The sequence below is a fragment of the Pseudoxanthomonas suwonensis genome (assembly GCF_010093235.1).
Lineage (GTDB): Bacteria > Pseudomonadota > Gammaproteobacteria > Xanthomonadales > Xanthomonadaceae > Pseudoxanthomonas > Pseudoxanthomonas suwonensis.
In genome coordinates, this window is the sequence record NZ_PDWP01000001.1 from 144,531 (window position 1) to 160,460 (window position 15,930).

The following is a 15,930-nucleotide window of genomic DNA, read 5'->3' on the forward strand; positions in this document are numbered from 1 at the left end:
CTTGCCATCGATAACTCAAATGCATATTTTTCATCCACTAGATTCCCGTCAGGAATCCAATCCGGAGCCTCGATGGACTGGGCCAGCCTGTCCGCATTCGTCGCCGTCGCCGACCGCGGCGGCTTCTCCGCGGCCGCCGAACAGCTGCACCTGACCCAGCCTGCAGTAAGCAAACGCATCGCCCAGCTGGAGCAGGACCTGGACGTGCGCTTGTTCGACCGGCTGGGCCGCCAGGTGGTGCTGACCGAGGCCGGGCGCCTGCTGCTGCCGCGCGCGCGGCAGATGCTGGCCGAAGCCGACGCGGCGCGGCGCGCACTGCAGGACCTCGGCCAGGACATCGGCGGCCGCCTGAGCCTGGCCACCAGCCACCACATCGGCCTGCACCGGCTGCCGGCGCTGCTGCGCCGCTTCACCGCGCTGCATCCGCGGGTGGCGCTGGATATCCGCTTCATGGATTCGGAGCAGGCCTACGCGCAGGTGCTGGGCGGCGATGCGGAGCTGGCGGTGACCACGCTCGGCCCCACCGAGGCGCCGCTGCTGGCGACGCCGGTATGGGACGACCCGCTGCGCTTCGTGGTGGCGCCGGACCATCCGCTGGCACGGATGGCGAAGGTGGGACTGGCCGATATCGCAGCGCACCCGGCGGTACTGCCGGATCCAGGCACCTTCACCCACCGCATCATCGCCGGGACTTTCGCCCGCCGCGGGCTGTCGCTGCAGCTGCGCCTGACCACCAACTACATGGAGACCATCAAGATGCTGGTCTCGGTCGGCCTGGCCTGGAGCGCGCTGCCGCAGACCATGCTCGACGCGCAGGTGCAGGTGCTGCCGGTCCAGGGCGTGCAGCTTTCACGGCAGCTCGGTTACGTCGTGCATGGCGGGCGCACGCTGTCGCGGGCGGCGCAGGCGTTCATCGCGTTGTTGCGCGGGGATTCGTGATTCGTGATTCGTGATTCGTGATTCGTGATTCGTGATTGGTGATTGGCCGGGATGATGGCGCTGGCCGACGGCAAGCAAAGATGTAGCCCGGGTAAGCGAAGCGCACCCGGGTTCCCCTCTCCCGGGGAGAAAGGTGCTTCGTGCGGGCGCACCCGGGGCGTAGCCGAAGCAGCGGCATTGCTTCGGCTACACCGTCCCGCCGTCAGGCCGTCGCCTCTTCCGGCCTGACCCGGAACCAGGCCGCGTACAGCGCCGGCAGGAACAGCAGGGTCAGCGCGGTGGCCACGATCAGGCCGCCCATGATCGCCACCGCCATCGAGCCGTAGAACGCGCTGCGCGACAGCGGGATCATCGCCAGCACCGCGGTGAGCGCGGTCAGCACGATCGGGCGGAAGCGGCGTACCGTGGCGTCGACGATCGCGTGCCAGCGGTCGTGGCCGGCGGCGATGTCCTGCTCGATCTGGTCGACCAGGATCACCGAGTTGCGCATCACCATGCCGGCCAGCGCGATCGTGCCGAGCAGGGCCACGAAACCGAACGGCATGCGGAACAGCAGCAGGAACCAGGTGGCGCCAATCAGGCCCAGCGGCGCGGTCACCAGCACCATCAGCGTGCGCGAGAAGCTCCGCAGCTGCACCATCAGCAGGGTGGTGACCACGAACAGGAACAACGGCATGCCGGCCTTGATCGAGTTCTGGCCGCGCGCCGAGTCCTCCACCGAGCCGCCCACCTGCAGCAGGTAACCGGCCGGCATCGAGGCGCGGATCTCCTCCAGGGTCGGATCGATCTGCGCGGTGACCGCCGCCGGCAGCAGCTCGTCGCCGATGTCCGCGCGCACGGTGATCGTCGGCAGCCGGTCGCGGTGCCAGATGATCCCCTCCTCGAAGGTCTGGCGGATGCGTGCCACCTGCGACAGCGCCACGCTGCCGCCGTCGCCGGTGGGGATGGCCAGGCTGCCCAGCAGTTCCAGCTGCTCGCGGTCGCCGGCGCCACCGCGCAGCATGATCCCGACCAGCTCGTTGCCCTCGCGGAAGGTGCTGGCGGTGTAGCCGGACAGCTGCGCGCTGAGGAACTGCGCCAGCTGGGCGCTGTTGACGCCCAGCGCGCGGGCGCGGTCCTGGTCGATTTCCAGGCGCACCACCTTGCTCGGCTCGTCCCAGTCCAGGTTGACGTTGGTGGTGTGCGGGTTGGCGCGCACCTTCTCCGCGACCTTGCGCGCGATCGCGCGCACCTGGTCGATGTGCTCGCCGGAAACGCGGAACTGCACTGGGTAGCCCACCGGCGGGCCGTTCTCCAGCCGGGTCACGCGCATCTGCAGCTCCGGGAACTGCGGCGCCACCTCGCGCAGCAGCCAGTTGCGCAGTTCCTCGCGTGCCCGGATGTCGCGCGCGAGCACCACGAACTGGCTGAAGTTGGTCGCCGGCAACTGCTGGTCCAGCGGCAGGTAGAAGCGCGGCGAACCGGTACCGACGTAGGCCACGTAGTTGCGGATGTCCTCGCGCGTCTGCAGCAGCGCTTCCAGCTTCTTCGCCTGGGCCTCGGTGGAGCGCAGCGACACGCCCTCGGCCAGTTCGATGTCGACCATCAGCTCCGGCCGGGTCGAGTCCGGGAAGAACTGCTGCGGCACGAAGCGGAACATCAGCAGCGACAGCACGAACAGGCCGACGGTCGCGCCGATCACCAGCCAGCGCCGGCGCAGGCAGGCGTCCAGCAGGCGACGGAAGCGCTGGTAGAACGGGCGCTGGTAAGGATCATGGTGGTGGCCGTCGATCGGCGCCGGCGCCAGCAGGGCCGCGTACTGCGGCCAGCGGTCGGCCAGCCGCTCGCGGAAGGCGCGGCGGCGCGCGGCCAGGCTGCCGGGCCTGGGCGGCTGCGGATGCGCCAGGTCAGGCAGCATCTTGTCGCCCAGGTACGGGATGAACAGGACCGCGGCGATCCACGACACCAGCAGGGCGATGGTCACCACCTGGAACAGCGAGCGGGTGTACTCGCCGGTGCTCGAGGCGGCGGTGGCGATCGGCAGGAAGCCGGCGGCGGTGATCAGGGTGCCGGTGAGCATCGGGAACGCGGTGGACTCCCAGGCGAAACTGGCCGCGCGCAGGCGATCGAAGCCCTGCTCCATCTTGATGGCCATCATCTCCACCGCGATGATCGCGTCGTCCACCAGCAGGCCCAGGGCCAGCACCAGCGCGCCCAGCGAGATCTTGTGCAGGCCGATGCCGAAGTAGTTCATCACCGCGAAGGTCATCGCCAGCACCAGCGGAATCGACACCGCCACCACCAGTCCGGTGCGGAAGCCCAGCGAGAAGAAACTGACCAGCAGCACGATGGTCACCGCCTCGGCCAGCACGCGCACGAACTCGCCCACCGAGTCGCGTACCGCCTCGGGCTGGTCGGAGACCTTGCGCAGCTCCATGCCCGCCGGCAGCTGCTCCTGCAGCCGCGCGAACTCGGCCTCCAGGGCATCGCCCAGGCGCAGGATATGGCCGCCGTCGCGCATGGCCACGGCGATGCCGATCGCGTCCTGGCCCATGAAGCGCATCCGCGGCGAGGCCGGATCGGCGAAGCCGCGGGTGACCGTGGCCACGTCCTGCAGGCGGATCGTGCGGCCGTTGGCGCGGATCGGGAACGCGCGGATCTCGTCGAGGGTGCGGAAGGAACCGTCCACGCGCAGCTGCACGCGCTCGCCGGGAGTCTCGTAGAAGCCCGCCGGCACCACCGCGTTCTGGCCTTCCAGCGCCTGCTGCACGGCCTGCAGCGGGATGCCCAGGGTGGCCAGGCGCGCGTTGTCGATCTCGATCCAGACCTTCTCGTCCTGCAGGCCGATCAGCTCGACCTTGCCTACGTCGGCCACCCGCTGCAGCTCCAGCTGGATGCGGTCGGCGTAGTCCTTGAGGATGGCGTAGTCGAAGCCCTCGCCGGTCAGGGCGTAGATGTTGCCGAAGGTGTCGCCGAACTCGTCGTTGAAGAACGGACCGACCACGCCTTCCGGGAGCGTGGCGCGGATGTCGCCGACCTTCTTGCGCACCTGGTAGAACAGGTCCGGCACGTCCTTCGAACGCATCGAATCGCGGGCCATGAAGATCACCTGCGACTCGCCCGGGCGCGAATAGCTGCGCACGAACTCGTACTTGCCGGTGTTCATCACCGCCTTCTCGATGCGTTCGGTGACCTGCTGCGAGACTTCCTCGGCGGTAGCGCCCGGCCACAGGGTCTGCACCACCATGGCCTTGAAGGTGAACGGCGGGTCCTCGCTCTGGCCCAGGCGCAGGTAGGACCAGGTGCCGATCACCGCCAGCGCGATCATCGCGTACAGCACCAGCCCGCGGTTGTGCAGCGCCCACTCGGAGACGTTGAAGCGGCGCATGGCTCAGTCCGCCTTCGGCTTGGCGGCGGCCGCGGCCACCGGCCGGTTGGCGCGGTCCACCGGGACCACCTCCTCGCCCTCGCGCAGCAGGTGGCCGCCGGCGGCGACCACCCAGTCCCCGGCGCGCAGCCCGCCGCGCACGTCCACCGACTCGCTGCCCAGCGGGCCGTGCTCGACCGGCACCGGCACCGCCTTGCCTTCGCGCACCGCCCAGACCACGGGTTTGCCATCCGCGCCCTGCTGCAGCGCCGACAGCGGCACCTGCAGGCCGGCCCCGGCATCGCCACGACCCAGGAACACCCGCGCGCTCTGGCCCAGGGCCACGTCGCCGGCCACCGCGGCGTCCAGCGCCACGCGCACGGCGTAGCTGCGGGTCTGCGGATCGGCGGCCGGGGCCAGCTCGCGGATCCGCGCCGGCAGGCGCTGGCCCGGGCGGCTCCACAGTTCGACCTCGGCCGGGTCGCCGACCTTGAACTGGCCGATGCGGTCTTCCGGCAGGTCGATCGCCACCTCGCGCCCGCCATCGGCCGCCAGCATGAAAATGGTCTGGCCCGCCGCCACCACCTGGCCGACCTCGGCCTGGCGGCTGGCGATCACGCCGGCATGCGGCGCACGCAGGGTGGTGTAGGCGGACTGGTTGCGGGTGACCTCCCACTGCGCGCGTGCGGCATCGGCCTGCCCGGCGGCGGCCTTGTAGGCCGCTTCCTGCGCCTCGTAGGCCGAACGGCTGACCAGCTGCTGTCCGACCAGTTGTGCATAGCGGTCCAGCTCGCCCTTCAGGCGCACGCGCTCGGCCTCGGCCGCGGCGTACTGCGCCCGCGCGGCGCGCGCCTGCAGCGCCTGGTCGCCCGGATCCAGCTCGGCCAGCGCCTGGCCTTCGGCCACGCGCGCGCCGGCGTCGACGCGCCGGGCCACCAGTTCGCCGCCGATGCGGAAGGCCAGCGGGCTCTCCTCGCGGGCACGCACTTCGCCCGGGAACGCCAGCCCGGCGCTTCCACCGGCCGGCTGCGGCTGCACCACCCATACCGGACGCGCGGCTTGCGGTGCTTCGTCGCCATTGCCGCAACCGGCCAGCGCGATCGCCACGATCGCCGCCAGCACTCCATACCTGACCCTTCCCTGCATCGGAGCAGCTCCGTCCCGTAGATGGAAAATAGTGAACCGGGCGGTATGGTATAAATAGAAAACCAAGTAGTCTAGTATTACCACCATGACCCGTCAGACCTCGCCGGCCAGCGTTCCGGCTCCCGTCCGCAATCCGGGCCCGGGCCGCCCCAAGGACCTGGCCAAGCGCGCCGCGATCCTCGATGCGGCCAAGCGCATGTTCCTGGAGCAGGGCTACCAGGGCGTGAGCATGGACCAGATCGCCGCGGCCGCAGGCGTTTCCAAGCTCACGGTCTACAGCCATTTCGGCGACAAGGAGACGCTGTTCTCCGAGGCCATTGCCGCCAAGTGCCGCGAGGTGCTGCCGGACGAGCTGCTGCTGAACCCGCCGGAAGGCCCGCTGCGTGCGCAGCTGGTGGCCATCGGGCATGCCTTCTTCACCCTGATCAGCAGCGAGGAAGCGCTGCGCATCCACCGCATGATGAACACCGGCACCGGCGAGGAGGCCCTGCGCCTGCTGTTCTGGAACGCCGGCCCGCGGCGGGTCCAGGACGTGTTCGCCCAGTTCCTGCAGGCCCGGGTGGACGAGGGCCAGCTGCGGATCGACGACGTGCCGCTGGCCGCCTCCCAGTTCTTCAGCCTGCTCAAGGGGGAGCTGTACTCGCGGATGTCCTGCGGGCTGTGCGGTGCGCCGGCCCCCGAGCAGCTCGCCCGGCACCTGGAGGCGACCGCCGACTTCTTCCTGCGCGCCTATGCCGCCTGAACAGGCGCGCACGGCGCCGGTGGTCTCGGTGACTTCCGGCACTGAGCGCCCCCCGGCGCGCGCGGCCATCCTCTCTGCGCCGGCCCGGGTCCCCGCGGTAGTAGAATGCCCGGCCTCCCGCGCCTTGTGATAGCAGCCATGACGATCGATTACGCCCTTGCCCGCGAACTGATGGTGGAACAGCAGGTCCGACCCTGGGAGGTCCTGGACGCCGCCGTGCTGGACGTGATCGGCCGCCTGCCGCGCGAGGCCTTCGTGCCGGAGGCCCAGCGCGCCCTGGCCTACGCCGACATCGAGCTCCCGCTGGGCCACGGCGCCCGGATGATGAAGCCGGTGGTCGAGGGCCGCATGCTGCAGGCCCTGGCCCTGCAGCCCGGCGACAGCGTGCTGGAAGTGGGCACAGGCAGCGGCTATTCGACCGCCTGCCTGGCCGCGATGGCCCGCGAGGTCGTCAGCATCGAACTGGTGCCGGAACTAGCCACGGCCGCGCGTGCGCGCCTGGACGCCACCGGCCTGGGCACCAACGTCCGCATCGAGACCGCCGACGCCCTGCACTACGCGCCGACCCGCCAGTTCGACGCGGTCTGCGTGACCGGCGCCGTCGACACGGTCCCGGCCCGTTTCCTGGAGTGGCTGCGCCCGGGCGGCCGCCTGTTCGTGGTCCGTGGCCGCGCGCCGGTGATGGAAGCCGTGCTGCTGCGCCACACCGGCGATGTCAACTCGCCGGCCGTTGAATCGTTGTTCGAGACCGAGCTCGAGTACCTGCGTGGCGCCGAGCCGGCCCCGCAGTTCAGTTTCTGACCGCAATGCCCCGCGGGGCAGCGGTCCGATCCGGATATCCCCACGACGGCCCGGGCATGGACCCGGGCCCAACATGAAGATAAGGAAGCCGCTGATGATCCGCCGTTCCCTCGCCCTGGCCCTGGCGGCCGCACTGGTCCCCGTCACCGCCAGCGCCGCCGACCTGCTGCAGACCTACGAAATGGCCCGCAACGGCGACCCGACGCTGGCGATCGCCGAATCGAACACCCTCATCACCAAGGAAGGCCGGGTCCAGGCGCGCGCGGCGCTGCTGCCGCAGGTCAACGGCTCCGCCAGCCTCACCCGCTCGCGCACCGAGCGCGATGGCCGTCCCGGCACCATCGAAAGGACCTCCCGCAGCTACGGCCTGCGCGCTTCGCAGACGCTGTTCAACTGGGGCGACTTCTCCACCCTGCGCGCCGAGCGCACGCTCAGCGCCGCCGCCGACCAGGACCTGGCCGCCGCCGGCGACGACCTGATGGTGCGCACCGCCGCCGCCTACTTCGACGTACTGGTGGCGATCGAGTCCCTGGCCGCCGCCGAGACCAACGAGGCCGCCGGCAAGCGCCAGTTCGACTACGCCGACAAGCGCCTGGAAGTGGGCCTGGCCCCGATCACCGACGTGCACGAGGCCCGCGCCCAGTACGACGAGGCCCGCGCCAACACCATCCTCGCCCGCAACGCCCTGCAGGACGCCTACCAGGCGCTGGCCGAGCTGACCGGGCAGCCGGTGCGCGACCTGCGCGCCCTGCCGGCCGACTTCCGCCCGGAGCTGCCGAGCCTGCGCAGCGACGCCGACGCCTGGGTGGCCGCCGCGATCGAGCGCAATCCCAGCCTGCGCTCGGCCGAGCTGCGTGCCCAGGCCGCGGACCAGAGCGTGGAAACCGCCCGTGCCGGCCACTACCCCACCCTGGCGCTCAACGCCGACTGGGGCAAGGACGCGGCCTGGGGCGACATCGACAACCTCACCGGCGCCGGCAACGGCGAAAGCACCGGCAGCAGCATCGGCATCACCCTGACCGTGCCGATCTTCTCCGGCGGCGCGACCCAGTCCCGCGTGCGCCAGGCCGTCGCCCAGCGCGATATCGCCCAGGACCAGTACGAGCAGCAGCGCCGCGCCCTGGACCGCAACACCCGCAACCTCTACCAGGCGCTGGTCGCCGGCGTGAGCGAGGTCGAGGCCCGCCGCCTGGCCGTGGTCTCCGCGCAGAGCGCCTACGAGGCTTCGCAGGTCGGCCTGGAGGTCGGCACCCGCACCGTGCTGGACGTGGTCCAGAACCAGCGCACGCTGTTCCAGGCGCAGGTCGAGTACGCGCGCTCCAAGTACAACTTCCTGCTCAACCGCCTGCTGCTGTCGCAGGCCACCGGCGAGCTGGACGTGGATGCGCTGCGCCAGGTCAACGCCCTGCTGACGGTGGACGCCGAGGCCCAGCTGCAGGATCCGTCGATCCTGCGGCAGTAAGCCCCCGCTCCGCGCCGCACGACGGGAAGGCCGCCTCCGGGCGGCCTTCCCTTTTCCGGCCTCTGGCTCAGTCCTCGACCGGATCCGGGGCAGGCAGGTCGGGCGCGATCAGCTCCAGGGTCCGGCGCAGGGCACCGCGTCCCTGGTCGACCAGGCCCAGTCCCGCGGCCACCATGGCCTGGCGCAGCCCGGGATCGCCCAGCAGCGCCTCCAGCGCGTCGCCGACCTCGTTGAGGTCCTGGCCCACGCGCAGCGCGCCGGCCTCGTCGAGGCGGCGCGAGACCTCGGCGAAGTTGTGCAGGTGCGGACCGGTGACGATCGCCGTGCCCACCGCCGCCGGCTCCAGGAGGTTGTGCCCGCCCACCGGCTGCAGGCTGCCGCCGACGAAGGCCACGTCGGCGCAGGCGTAGAACGCCATCAGCTCCCCCAGGGTATCGACCACGAACACCTCGTCGCCGGCCGCCGGCCAGCCACCTCGGCTGCGCGTGCCCACCTGCCAGCCCGCGGCCGCGGCCTGCGCCTGGACCCGGCCGAAACGCTCCGGATGCCGCGGCGCCCACAGCAGCAGCAGGTCCGGCCAGCGCGCGCGCAGGCGCCGGTGCAGGGCCAGCACGGCCTCCTCCTCGCCCTCGTGGGTGCTGGCGGCGATCCACACCGGACGCGGCCGGCCCAGCGCGTCGGCGAACGCCGAACGCAGCGCCCCCAGGCCATCCGGCACCTCCACGTCGTACTTGAGGTTGCCCAGCACGCGCACCTGGTCCGCGCGCGCGCCCAGCACCTGGAAGCGGCGCGCGTCGGCGGCCGACTGCGCCGCCACGCAGCGCACGGTGCGCAGGGCGCGGCCCAGCAGCGGCCGCAGCAGCCGGTAGCCGCGCAGCGAGCGCGCCGACAGCCGCGCGTTGAGCACGTACACCGGGATGCGGTGGTCGCGGCAGCCGAACAGCATGTTCGGCCACAGCTCGGTCTCCATGATCAGCGCCACCGTCGGCCGGAAGTGCTGCAGGAAGCGGTCCACGCTGCCCGGCAGGTCGTAGGGCAGGTAGACGTGGTCGACGCGCTCGCCCCACAGCGCGCGCACGCGCTGCGAACCGGTGGGGGTGATGGTGGTGACCACCCAGCGCGTGCCCTTGCCCTGCCGCAACAGCGCGTTGACCAGCGGGGCGGCCGCGTTGACCTCGCCCACCGACACCGCGTGCAGCCACACGCAGGGCCGGCCCTGCTCGGTGCTGTATGCCGCGTAGCGCTCGTCCCAGCGGCGGAAATACTCGCGCACGCGGAAGCCGCGCGAGACCAGGTGGTAGAGGGTGAAGGGCGACAGCAGGTACAGGGCCAGCGAATAGAGCCAGCGCACCACGCTTTCGCCCCGTTCCTTGCGCGGAAACGGAGTCGACATGGACGCAGGATAGCCGAGGCGACGCCGGCCGGCCCCGGGCGCAGGCTTAGAATCGGCACATGAGCGCCGCAGACCCGCCACCTCCCCGCCCCTCCCTCGCCCCGCGCAACTGGCCCATGTGGCTGGCGCTGGGAGTCATGGTCACCGCCGCGCGCCTGCCCTGGCTGTGGCAGCGCGCGATCGGGCGCGGCATCGGCTGGCTTGCCTGGCGCCTGGCACGTACCCGCCGCCGCGCCGCCGAGGTCAACATCGCGCTGTGCTTCCCGCAGCAGACGCCGGAGTGGCGCGCACGCCTGGCCCGCGACAGCTTCGACGCGCTGGGCGTCGGCCTGTTCGAGTTCGCGCGCGCGTGGTGGGGCTCGCTGGCCCCGATCGAACGCCAGGCCCGGATCGAGGGACTGGAGCACCTGCAGGAACTGCAGGCCCAGGGCCGCGGCGTGCTGCTGGTTTCGGGCCATTTCATGACCCTGGAGATGTGCGGCCGGCTGATGTGCGGCCAGGTGCCGCTGGCCGGCATGTACCGCCGCCACCGCAACCCGGTGATGGAGTGGGCGGTCAAGCGCGGCCGCCTGCGCTATGCGGTGGCGATGTTCGCCAACAGCGACCTGCGCGGCGCGGTGCGACACCTCAAGCGCGGCGGCATGCTGTGGTACGCGCCCGACCAGGACATGCGCGGCAAGGACTCGGTGTTCGCGCCGTTCTTCGGCATGCCGGCCTCGACCATCACCGCCACCCACCAGCTGGCGCGGGTCACCGGTTGCGCCGTGGTGCCGTTCTTCCACCGCCGCGAGGGCGGGCGCTACATCCTGCGCGTGGCGCCGCCGCTGCCCGACTTCCCCAGCGAGGACGCGGTGGCCGACACCGCCCGGGTCAACGCGGCGATCGAGGCCATGGTGCGCGAGGCGCCGGCCCAGTACCTGTGGATCCACCGCCGCTTCAAGCGCCAGCCGCACGGCCGCAGCGACTACTACGACCGCGGCCGCGACCTGCCCACGCCACCGGCTGCGGCCGGCTGAGCCGGCGCACGCGCCGGCACCTCAACGGTGCGTGGCGCCCGCCTCCGCGGGGGTATCCGCGCGGGCATGCAGCAGGCCCGCATGGAGTCCGGCCAGCAGCACCAGCACCCCGCCCCAGAAGGTCGAGTACGCCGCCAGGTGGGTATTGAGCGGGAACACGGTCGCCGCCAGGGCCAGCAGCGCCGGAGCGGCGCGGAGGCGCGCGCCGGCATCGGCACGCGCCCAGGCACGCCACGCCACGAACGCCCCGCCCAGCCAGGCCAGCAGGCCGAGGACGCCGGTCTCGCTCAGCAGTTCCAGCACCAGCTGGTGGGCATGCAGCGCATCGCCATCGCCCCACGCGGCGGCCTCGCCGGGCGCAGGATCGCAGCCGGCCCAGGCATCGCGGAAGCCGCGCACGCCCACGCCGTTGAGCGGATGCGAGCGCGCCATGCACAGCGCGCCCTGCCAGATCCGTCCGCGCCCGGACAGCGCGCCGTCCAGTCCACCGGCATCGCCCTGCAGGACCATGGTGGTGCGCGCCACGCGCTGCTGCAGCTGCGGCGAGGCCAGGTGGAGCATGCCCAGCGCCAGCACGCCCGCCACGGCGAAGCCCGCCAGCCGCACGGGGCCAAGCACGCGCCAGCCGGACACCAGCACGACGAGGCCGAACGTCAGCCAGCCGGCGCGCACGCCGCCCAGCAGCACCGCCGCCCCCACCCGGCCGGCGGCGACGCGCCAGCCCCGGGCCCGGCCGCGGCGCTCCGCCCAGGCCAGGGCGAACGGCGAGAGGCTGGCCAGCACCAGGCCCAGCTTGGGATTGCAGTCGCCGAACACGCCGCTGACGCGATCCCAGGCCTGGACCTCGTCGACCGGACACAGCGGGCCGCCGCCGGAAAGCCCCTTCAGCGCGTCCAGGCCGCGGAACAGCGGGCTGGCACCGGCCAGCGCCTGCACCAGTGCATCGATGCTCCAGGCCAGGGCGAGGACGGCGATGCCACCGGCCACGACGCGGCGACCACGCGGCTCGCGCACGGCGATGGCGATCCCCCACAGCAGCGGCAGGTAGCGCAGGTCGGCCAGCGTTTCCTTCCAGGCGCGGCCACGGTCCAGCGCATCCGGCGCGGACAGCAGTTCCGGCAGCCAGTAGGCACCGAACAGCAGGCCCGCCAGCACGAAAGCACCGCGATCCAGCGGCATCGGCCGGCCGCGGGCGGCGACCCAGGCCAGCTGCCCGGCCACCACCAGGGCGCCGAGGGAAAACACCGCCTCCGCCGGTCCCGGCAGCGGCCACAGGGCCACGGCAAGCACCACCCAGGCAGGCGTCCACGCGAAGGCACGCCCTGCGGGGGGCGCGTGCTCAGCCGGCCAGTTCGGCATACAGGTCCAGGGTGGCCTGCTGCATGGCCTGCAGCGTGAACGGAACGGCGACCGGCGCCGGCGGATCGCGCAGCAGGCCCGCGGCCGCGGTGGCCAGCGCATCGGCGTCGAAAGGCGGCACCGCTCCGGCAGGCTGCAGCTGCGCCAGCAGCTCGCCCACCCCGCCATGCGCCCAGCCCAGCACGGGGCGGCCCACCGAAAGCGCCTCGACCACCGTGCGACCGAACGCCTCGGGTTTGCGCGACAGCTGCAGCACCAGGTCGCTGGCGGCGTAGGCGGTGGCGATGCGCGACGTGGCCGGGGTGAACAGCACCGCATCGGCCACGCCCAGCTGCCCGGCCAGCGCCTCCAGTTCGGCGATATAGGCCTCGCGCCCTGCCTCGCGCGCGCCCGGCAGCCAGAGCCTTGCCTGCGGATGGCCACCGGCGCGCAGCGTCGCCAGCAGTTGCAGCGCATCGGCATGGCCCTTCAGGCGGGTGCCGCGGCCTGGCAGCAGCAGCAGCGGGTCGGCGCCGGCCAGCGCCGGATGCTCCGTCACCATCGCGGCACGGGCATCGGGGTCGGGCAGCGGCCGCGGGGGAAACTGCGCTGGATCGATGCCGCGCTCGATCACCCGCAGGCGTGCCGGATCGGTATCGGGGTAATGGCGCAGCACGTAGTCGCGCACGGTGTGCGAAACGCAGACAACGCGCTCCCCGCTGGCCATCACCGCGCTGTAGCGGCCCGGCGAGTTCAGTCCATGCACCGTGGTGACCCAGCGCGGGCGGCGCGCCGCGGGCAGGCTCGCCAGGCCCATGCGCCCCAGCCACGCCGGCAGGCGCGAGCGGGCATGGACGATGTCCGCGCCCACCTCCAGGCACAGCCGGCGCAGGGCCGGGACATGGCGCAGCACGGCCGGCGACTTGCGGCCGATGGGCAGGGCTATGTGTTCGGCGCCGGCGGCCTGCAGCGCGGGCACCAGGCGACCGCCTGCGGAAACGACGATGGCGCGGTGCCCGGAGGCGACCAGCGCGGCGGCGATCTCGAGGGTGGAGCGTTCGACCCCGCCGGATTCCAGCGCCGGCAGCAACTGGACGACGGTCAGGCGGCGCATCGACGGAAGAACGGCCGGCGCCGGGCGTTGCTCAGTCGACCAGCTTGTAGATGGCCGAGCAGTACGGGCACTGGGCCTCGCCGTTGGGCTCGTCCTGGATCGGCAGGTACACGCGCGGGTGCGAGTTCCACAGCGCCATTTCCGGCGTCGGGCAGCTCAGCGGCAGGTCCGCGCGGTGCACGGTGTAACGCTTCTCGGCATTGGCGGGCGCGGCGGCGGTGGTGTTCATGGCGTGTAGGTCGGATCGGCAGGAAGCACGCGGATTCTACCAGCGCGCGCGCCGTCGCGGCCGCCCGCGACCGCAGGAACGGCGCCGGCCCGCCCGGGGCCGGCGCCGCGCGGCATCACTTGGCCTTGGCGTGGGCCTCGGTGGTGATGCGCAGGGTGACCTCGTCGCCCACGTTCGGGGCGTAGGCGCCCACGCCGAACTCGCTGCGCAGGATGGTGGCGGTGGCGTCGAAGCCGATCGCCGGGGCCTTGAGCATGGGATGGTCGGCCGCCTTGTTGAAGGTCACGTCCAGCACCACCGGGCGGGTGATGTCCTTGATGGTCAGGTCGCCGGTGACCTTGAGCTTGCCCTCGCCGGCGGCCTCGACCCTGGTGCTCTTGAACTTCGCGGCCGGGTACTTGGCGGCGTCGAAGAAGTCGGCGCTGCGCAGGTGGTCGTTGAACTTGCTGCTGAAGGCCTCCAGGCCCGACAGCGGCAGGGTCACTTCCACGCTGGAGGCGGCGACGTTGTCGGCGTCGTAGACCAGGGTGCCTTCCACGTCGCCGAAGTTGGCGAACGGGTGGGAGAAGCCGAAGTGGCTCCACTGGGCCAGCACGTTGGTGTGGGTCGGATCGAGGTCGTAGGTGACGGGGGCGGCGAAGGCGGCGCCGGCGAAGGTGGCCAGTACGGCGGCGAGCAGGGTCTTGCGCATGGTGTGGCTCCTTGGGAATTGCGGGGACGACTGCATGGGTCGACGCCTCAGACGATGCGCGCGGCCTCGTCGAAGGACAGTCGCGGGGAACGCGGGTACAGGCTCGCGGGATCACCGTAGCCGAGGTTGACCAGGATTTCCGAGCGGATGTTCGTGCCGGCGAAGAAGGCCTCGTCGACCTTGTCGTGGTCGAAGCCGGTCATCGGGCCGGCATCCAGGCCCAGCGCGCGCGCGGCCATGACCAGGTAGCCGGCCTGCAGGGACATGTTCAGCAGCGAAGGCTTGTCGCGGCCCTCCCGCGGACCTTCGAACCAGGCCTTGGCGTCGGCGTGCGGGAACAGGTACGGCAGCTTCTCGTGGAAGTCCAGGTCGCGGCCGATGATCACCGTCACCGGCGCGGACATCGTCTTGTCCAGGTTGCCCGGGGCCAGCGCCGGGGCCAGCCTGGCCTTGGCCTCGGCCGACTTCACGAACACCAGGCGCGCGGGCCCGGTGTTGGCGGCCGTCGGCCCGAGCTTGAGCAGGTCGTAGAGCTGGCGCAGCGTCTCCTCGCTGACCTCGCCCGAGAAGGCGTTGTAGGTGCGGGCGCTGGTGAACAGCTGGTCGAGGACGGCTTCGTTCAACGGTTGGCTCATGATTTCTGGCAAGGTCTGGGTGCGGCGCCGGGCCACGGGTGGCGGCAGTGTAGAGTGTTGCACCGACGCTTTGCCAAACTCGGCCTGGAACGTATTGGAGTCGCGCATGGAACGGAAAGCGCCCGCCAAGGCCTGGCTGCTGACCGATGGCAACGCCGGCAACGTACGCCAGGCGGAGGCGCTGGCTGCCGCCATGGGCCTGGAATCGCCGCACCTGCCGACCCTGGCGCCACGGGCGCCCTGGCGCTGGCTGGCCCCGCGACGGATGCCGGGCGCGCGGCACGCGTTCGGGCCCGGCCTGGCCTCCGCGCTGGCCAGGGGCCAGTCGCCGGAGATCGCCATCGGCTGCGGCCGCCAGGGCGCACTGGCCGGGCGGCTGGCGCGCGAGCATGGTGCCAGGGCGGTGCAGATCCTGGATCCGCGCATCGACAGCCGGCACTGGGACGTGGTGGTCGTGCCCGAGCACGACCGCCTGCGCGGCGGCAACGTGGTCACCCTGCTCGGCAGCCTCAACCCGGTCGATGACGCCTGGCTGGAACGGGCGCGCCAGCAGTTCCGGGCGCTCTGCTCCCTGCCCAGGCCGCGTACGGCGCTGCTGCTGGGCGGCCCGACCCGGCAGGCGCCGTGGACGCTGCAGACGCTGGAAACCGCCCTGTCGGACTTGCGCGCGCAGGTGCGCGCCGAGTCAGGCAGCCTGCTCGCCACGGTGTCGCGCCGCACTCCGGCCGCCGTGTCCGCGCCGCTGCACGCGGCCATGCAGGGCCTGCCGGGCGTGGTCTGGGAAGGTGCCGGCGCCAACCCCTATCCAGGCCTGCTGGCCTGCGCCGACCGCATCGTGTGCACGCCGGATTCGGTGAACATGCTGTCCGAGGCCTGCGCCACGCGCGCGCCGGTATACGTGATCGAACCCGGCCTGGCACGCAGCCGCGCCGGGAGCTTCATCGCCTCGCTGCAGTCGCTCGGCCGCATCCGTGCCACCGGCGGCGACCTGGAGCCGTTCGAGGTCACGCCGCTGCGCGAGACCGCGCGGGTGGCGGACGTGGTGCGCGAACGCCTGGGCCTGTGATCCGGCTCCGCG

The 15,930-nt window shown here is 72.0% G+C and carries 14 protein-coding genes; 6 read left to right on the forward strand and 8 right to left on the reverse strand.

Annotated features, from left to right (window positions below; translation table 11 throughout):
- The first annotated feature begins 72 nt into the window (after nucleotides 1-72).
- Nucleotides 73-939, forward strand: coding sequence for a LysR family transcriptional regulator (locus CSC68_RS00635; RefSeq protein ID WP_162201577.1), 867 nt, complete (start codon nucleotides 73-75; stop codon nucleotides 937-939).
- Nucleotides 940-1,141: 202 nt separating this feature from the next.
- On the opposite strand, the gene CSC68_RS00640 is transcribed toward CSC68_RS00635, so the two are convergent.
- On the reverse strand, nucleotides 1,142-4,306 hold the full coding sequence (locus tag CSC68_RS00640) for an efflux RND transporter permease subunit (protein WP_162201578.1): 3,165 nt from the start codon (nucleotides 4,304-4,306) through the stop codon (nucleotides 1,142-1,144).
- 3 nt (nucleotides 4,307-4,309) lie between these two features.
- Nucleotides 4,310-5,431, reverse strand: coding sequence for an efflux RND transporter periplasmic adaptor subunit (locus CSC68_RS00645; protein WP_162201579.1), 1,122 nt, complete (start codon nucleotides 5,429-5,431; stop codon nucleotides 4,310-4,312).
- An 85-nt stretch (nucleotides 5,432-5,516) separates the two neighbouring features.
- Here CSC68_RS00645 and CSC68_RS00650 point away from each other — a divergent pair, with 85 nt between their 5' ends.
- The 3 genes from CSC68_RS00650 to CSC68_RS00660 all read left to right on the forward strand — a co-directional run bounded on the left by CSC68_RS00650 (nucleotide 5,517) and on the right by CSC68_RS00660 (nucleotide 8,436).
- Nucleotides 5,517-6,173, forward strand: coding sequence for a TetR/AcrR family transcriptional regulator (locus CSC68_RS00650; RefSeq protein WP_162201580.1), 657 nt, complete (start codon nucleotides 5,517-5,519; stop codon nucleotides 6,171-6,173).
- Between the two features lie 138 nt (nucleotides 6,174-6,311).
- Nucleotides 6,312-6,974 carry a protein-L-isoaspartate O-methyltransferase family protein gene (locus CSC68_RS00655; RefSeq protein WP_162201581.1) on the forward strand — a complete coding sequence of 221 codons (663 nt, stop codon included), beginning with the start codon at nucleotides 6,312-6,314 and terminating at the stop codon, nucleotides 6,972-6,974.
- Between the two features lie 94 nt (nucleotides 6,975-7,068).
- Nucleotides 7,069-8,436: a TolC family outer membrane protein gene (locus CSC68_RS00660; RefSeq protein WP_162201582.1), complete on the forward strand. Its 1,368-nt coding sequence runs from the start codon at nucleotides 7,069-7,071 to the stop codon at nucleotides 8,434-8,436.
- 67 nt (nucleotides 8,437-8,503) lie between these two features.
- Here CSC68_RS00660 and waaA read toward each other — a convergent pair whose 3' ends face one another.
- The gene (gene waaA / locus CSC68_RS00665; protein WP_162201583.1) at nucleotides 8,504-9,829 is read right to left on the reverse strand and encodes a lipid IV(A) 3-deoxy-D-manno-octulosonic acid transferase; all 1,326 of its coding nucleotides are present in this window, start codon (nucleotides 9,827-9,829) and stop codon (nucleotides 8,504-8,506) included.
- Between the two features lie 59 nt (nucleotides 9,830-9,888).
- On the opposite strand from waaA, the gene CSC68_RS00670 reads away from it, so the two are divergent.
- Nucleotides 9,889-10,845, forward strand: coding sequence for an LpxL/LpxP family Kdo(2)-lipid IV(A) lauroyl/palmitoleoyl acyltransferase (locus CSC68_RS00670; RefSeq protein ID WP_162201584.1), 957 nt, complete (start codon nucleotides 9,889-9,891; stop codon nucleotides 10,843-10,845).
- A gap of 21 nt (nucleotides 10,846-10,866) precedes the next feature.
- Here CSC68_RS00670 and CSC68_RS00675 read toward each other — a convergent pair whose 3' ends face one another.
- The 5 genes from CSC68_RS00675 to CSC68_RS00695 form a co-directional block, all read right to left on the reverse strand.
- On the reverse strand, nucleotides 10,867-12,204 hold the full coding sequence (locus CSC68_RS00675; RefSeq protein WP_162201585.1) for an O-antigen ligase family protein: 1,338 nt from the start codon (nucleotides 12,202-12,204) through the stop codon (nucleotides 10,867-10,869).
- The gene (locus CSC68_RS00680; RefSeq protein WP_162201586.1) at nucleotides 12,185-13,297 is read right to left on the reverse strand and encodes a glycosyltransferase; all 1,113 of its coding nucleotides are present in this window, start codon (nucleotides 13,295-13,297) and stop codon (nucleotides 12,185-12,187) included. Before CSC68_RS00680 ends, CSC68_RS00675 begins: the two co-directional genes overlap by 20 nt.
- 31 nt (nucleotides 13,298-13,328) lie before the next feature.
- Nucleotides 13,329-13,526, reverse strand: a complete 198-nt coding sequence (locus tag CSC68_RS00685) for a zinc-finger domain-containing protein (protein WP_162201587.1) — start codon at nucleotides 13,524-13,526, stop codon at nucleotides 13,329-13,331.
- 115 nt (nucleotides 13,527-13,641) lie between these two features.
- Nucleotides 13,642-14,217: a YceI family protein gene (locus CSC68_RS00690; protein ID WP_162201588.1), complete on the reverse strand. Its 576-nt coding sequence runs from the start codon at nucleotides 14,215-14,217 to the stop codon at nucleotides 13,642-13,644.
- A gap of 47 nt (nucleotides 14,218-14,264) precedes the next feature.
- Nucleotides 14,265-14,852, reverse strand: a complete 588-nt coding sequence (locus CSC68_RS00695; protein ID WP_162201589.1) for a malonic semialdehyde reductase — start codon at nucleotides 14,850-14,852, stop codon at nucleotides 14,265-14,267.
- Nucleotides 14,853-14,958: 106 nt separating this feature from the next.
- Between CSC68_RS00695 and CSC68_RS00700 the strand changes: the two genes are divergently transcribed.
- Nucleotides 14,959-15,918 carry a mitochondrial fission ELM1 family protein gene (locus CSC68_RS00700; protein ID WP_162201590.1) on the forward strand — a complete coding sequence of 320 codons (960 nt, stop codon included), beginning with the start codon at nucleotides 14,959-14,961 and terminating at the stop codon, nucleotides 15,916-15,918.
- Nucleotides 15,919-15,930: the final 12 nt, after the last annotated feature.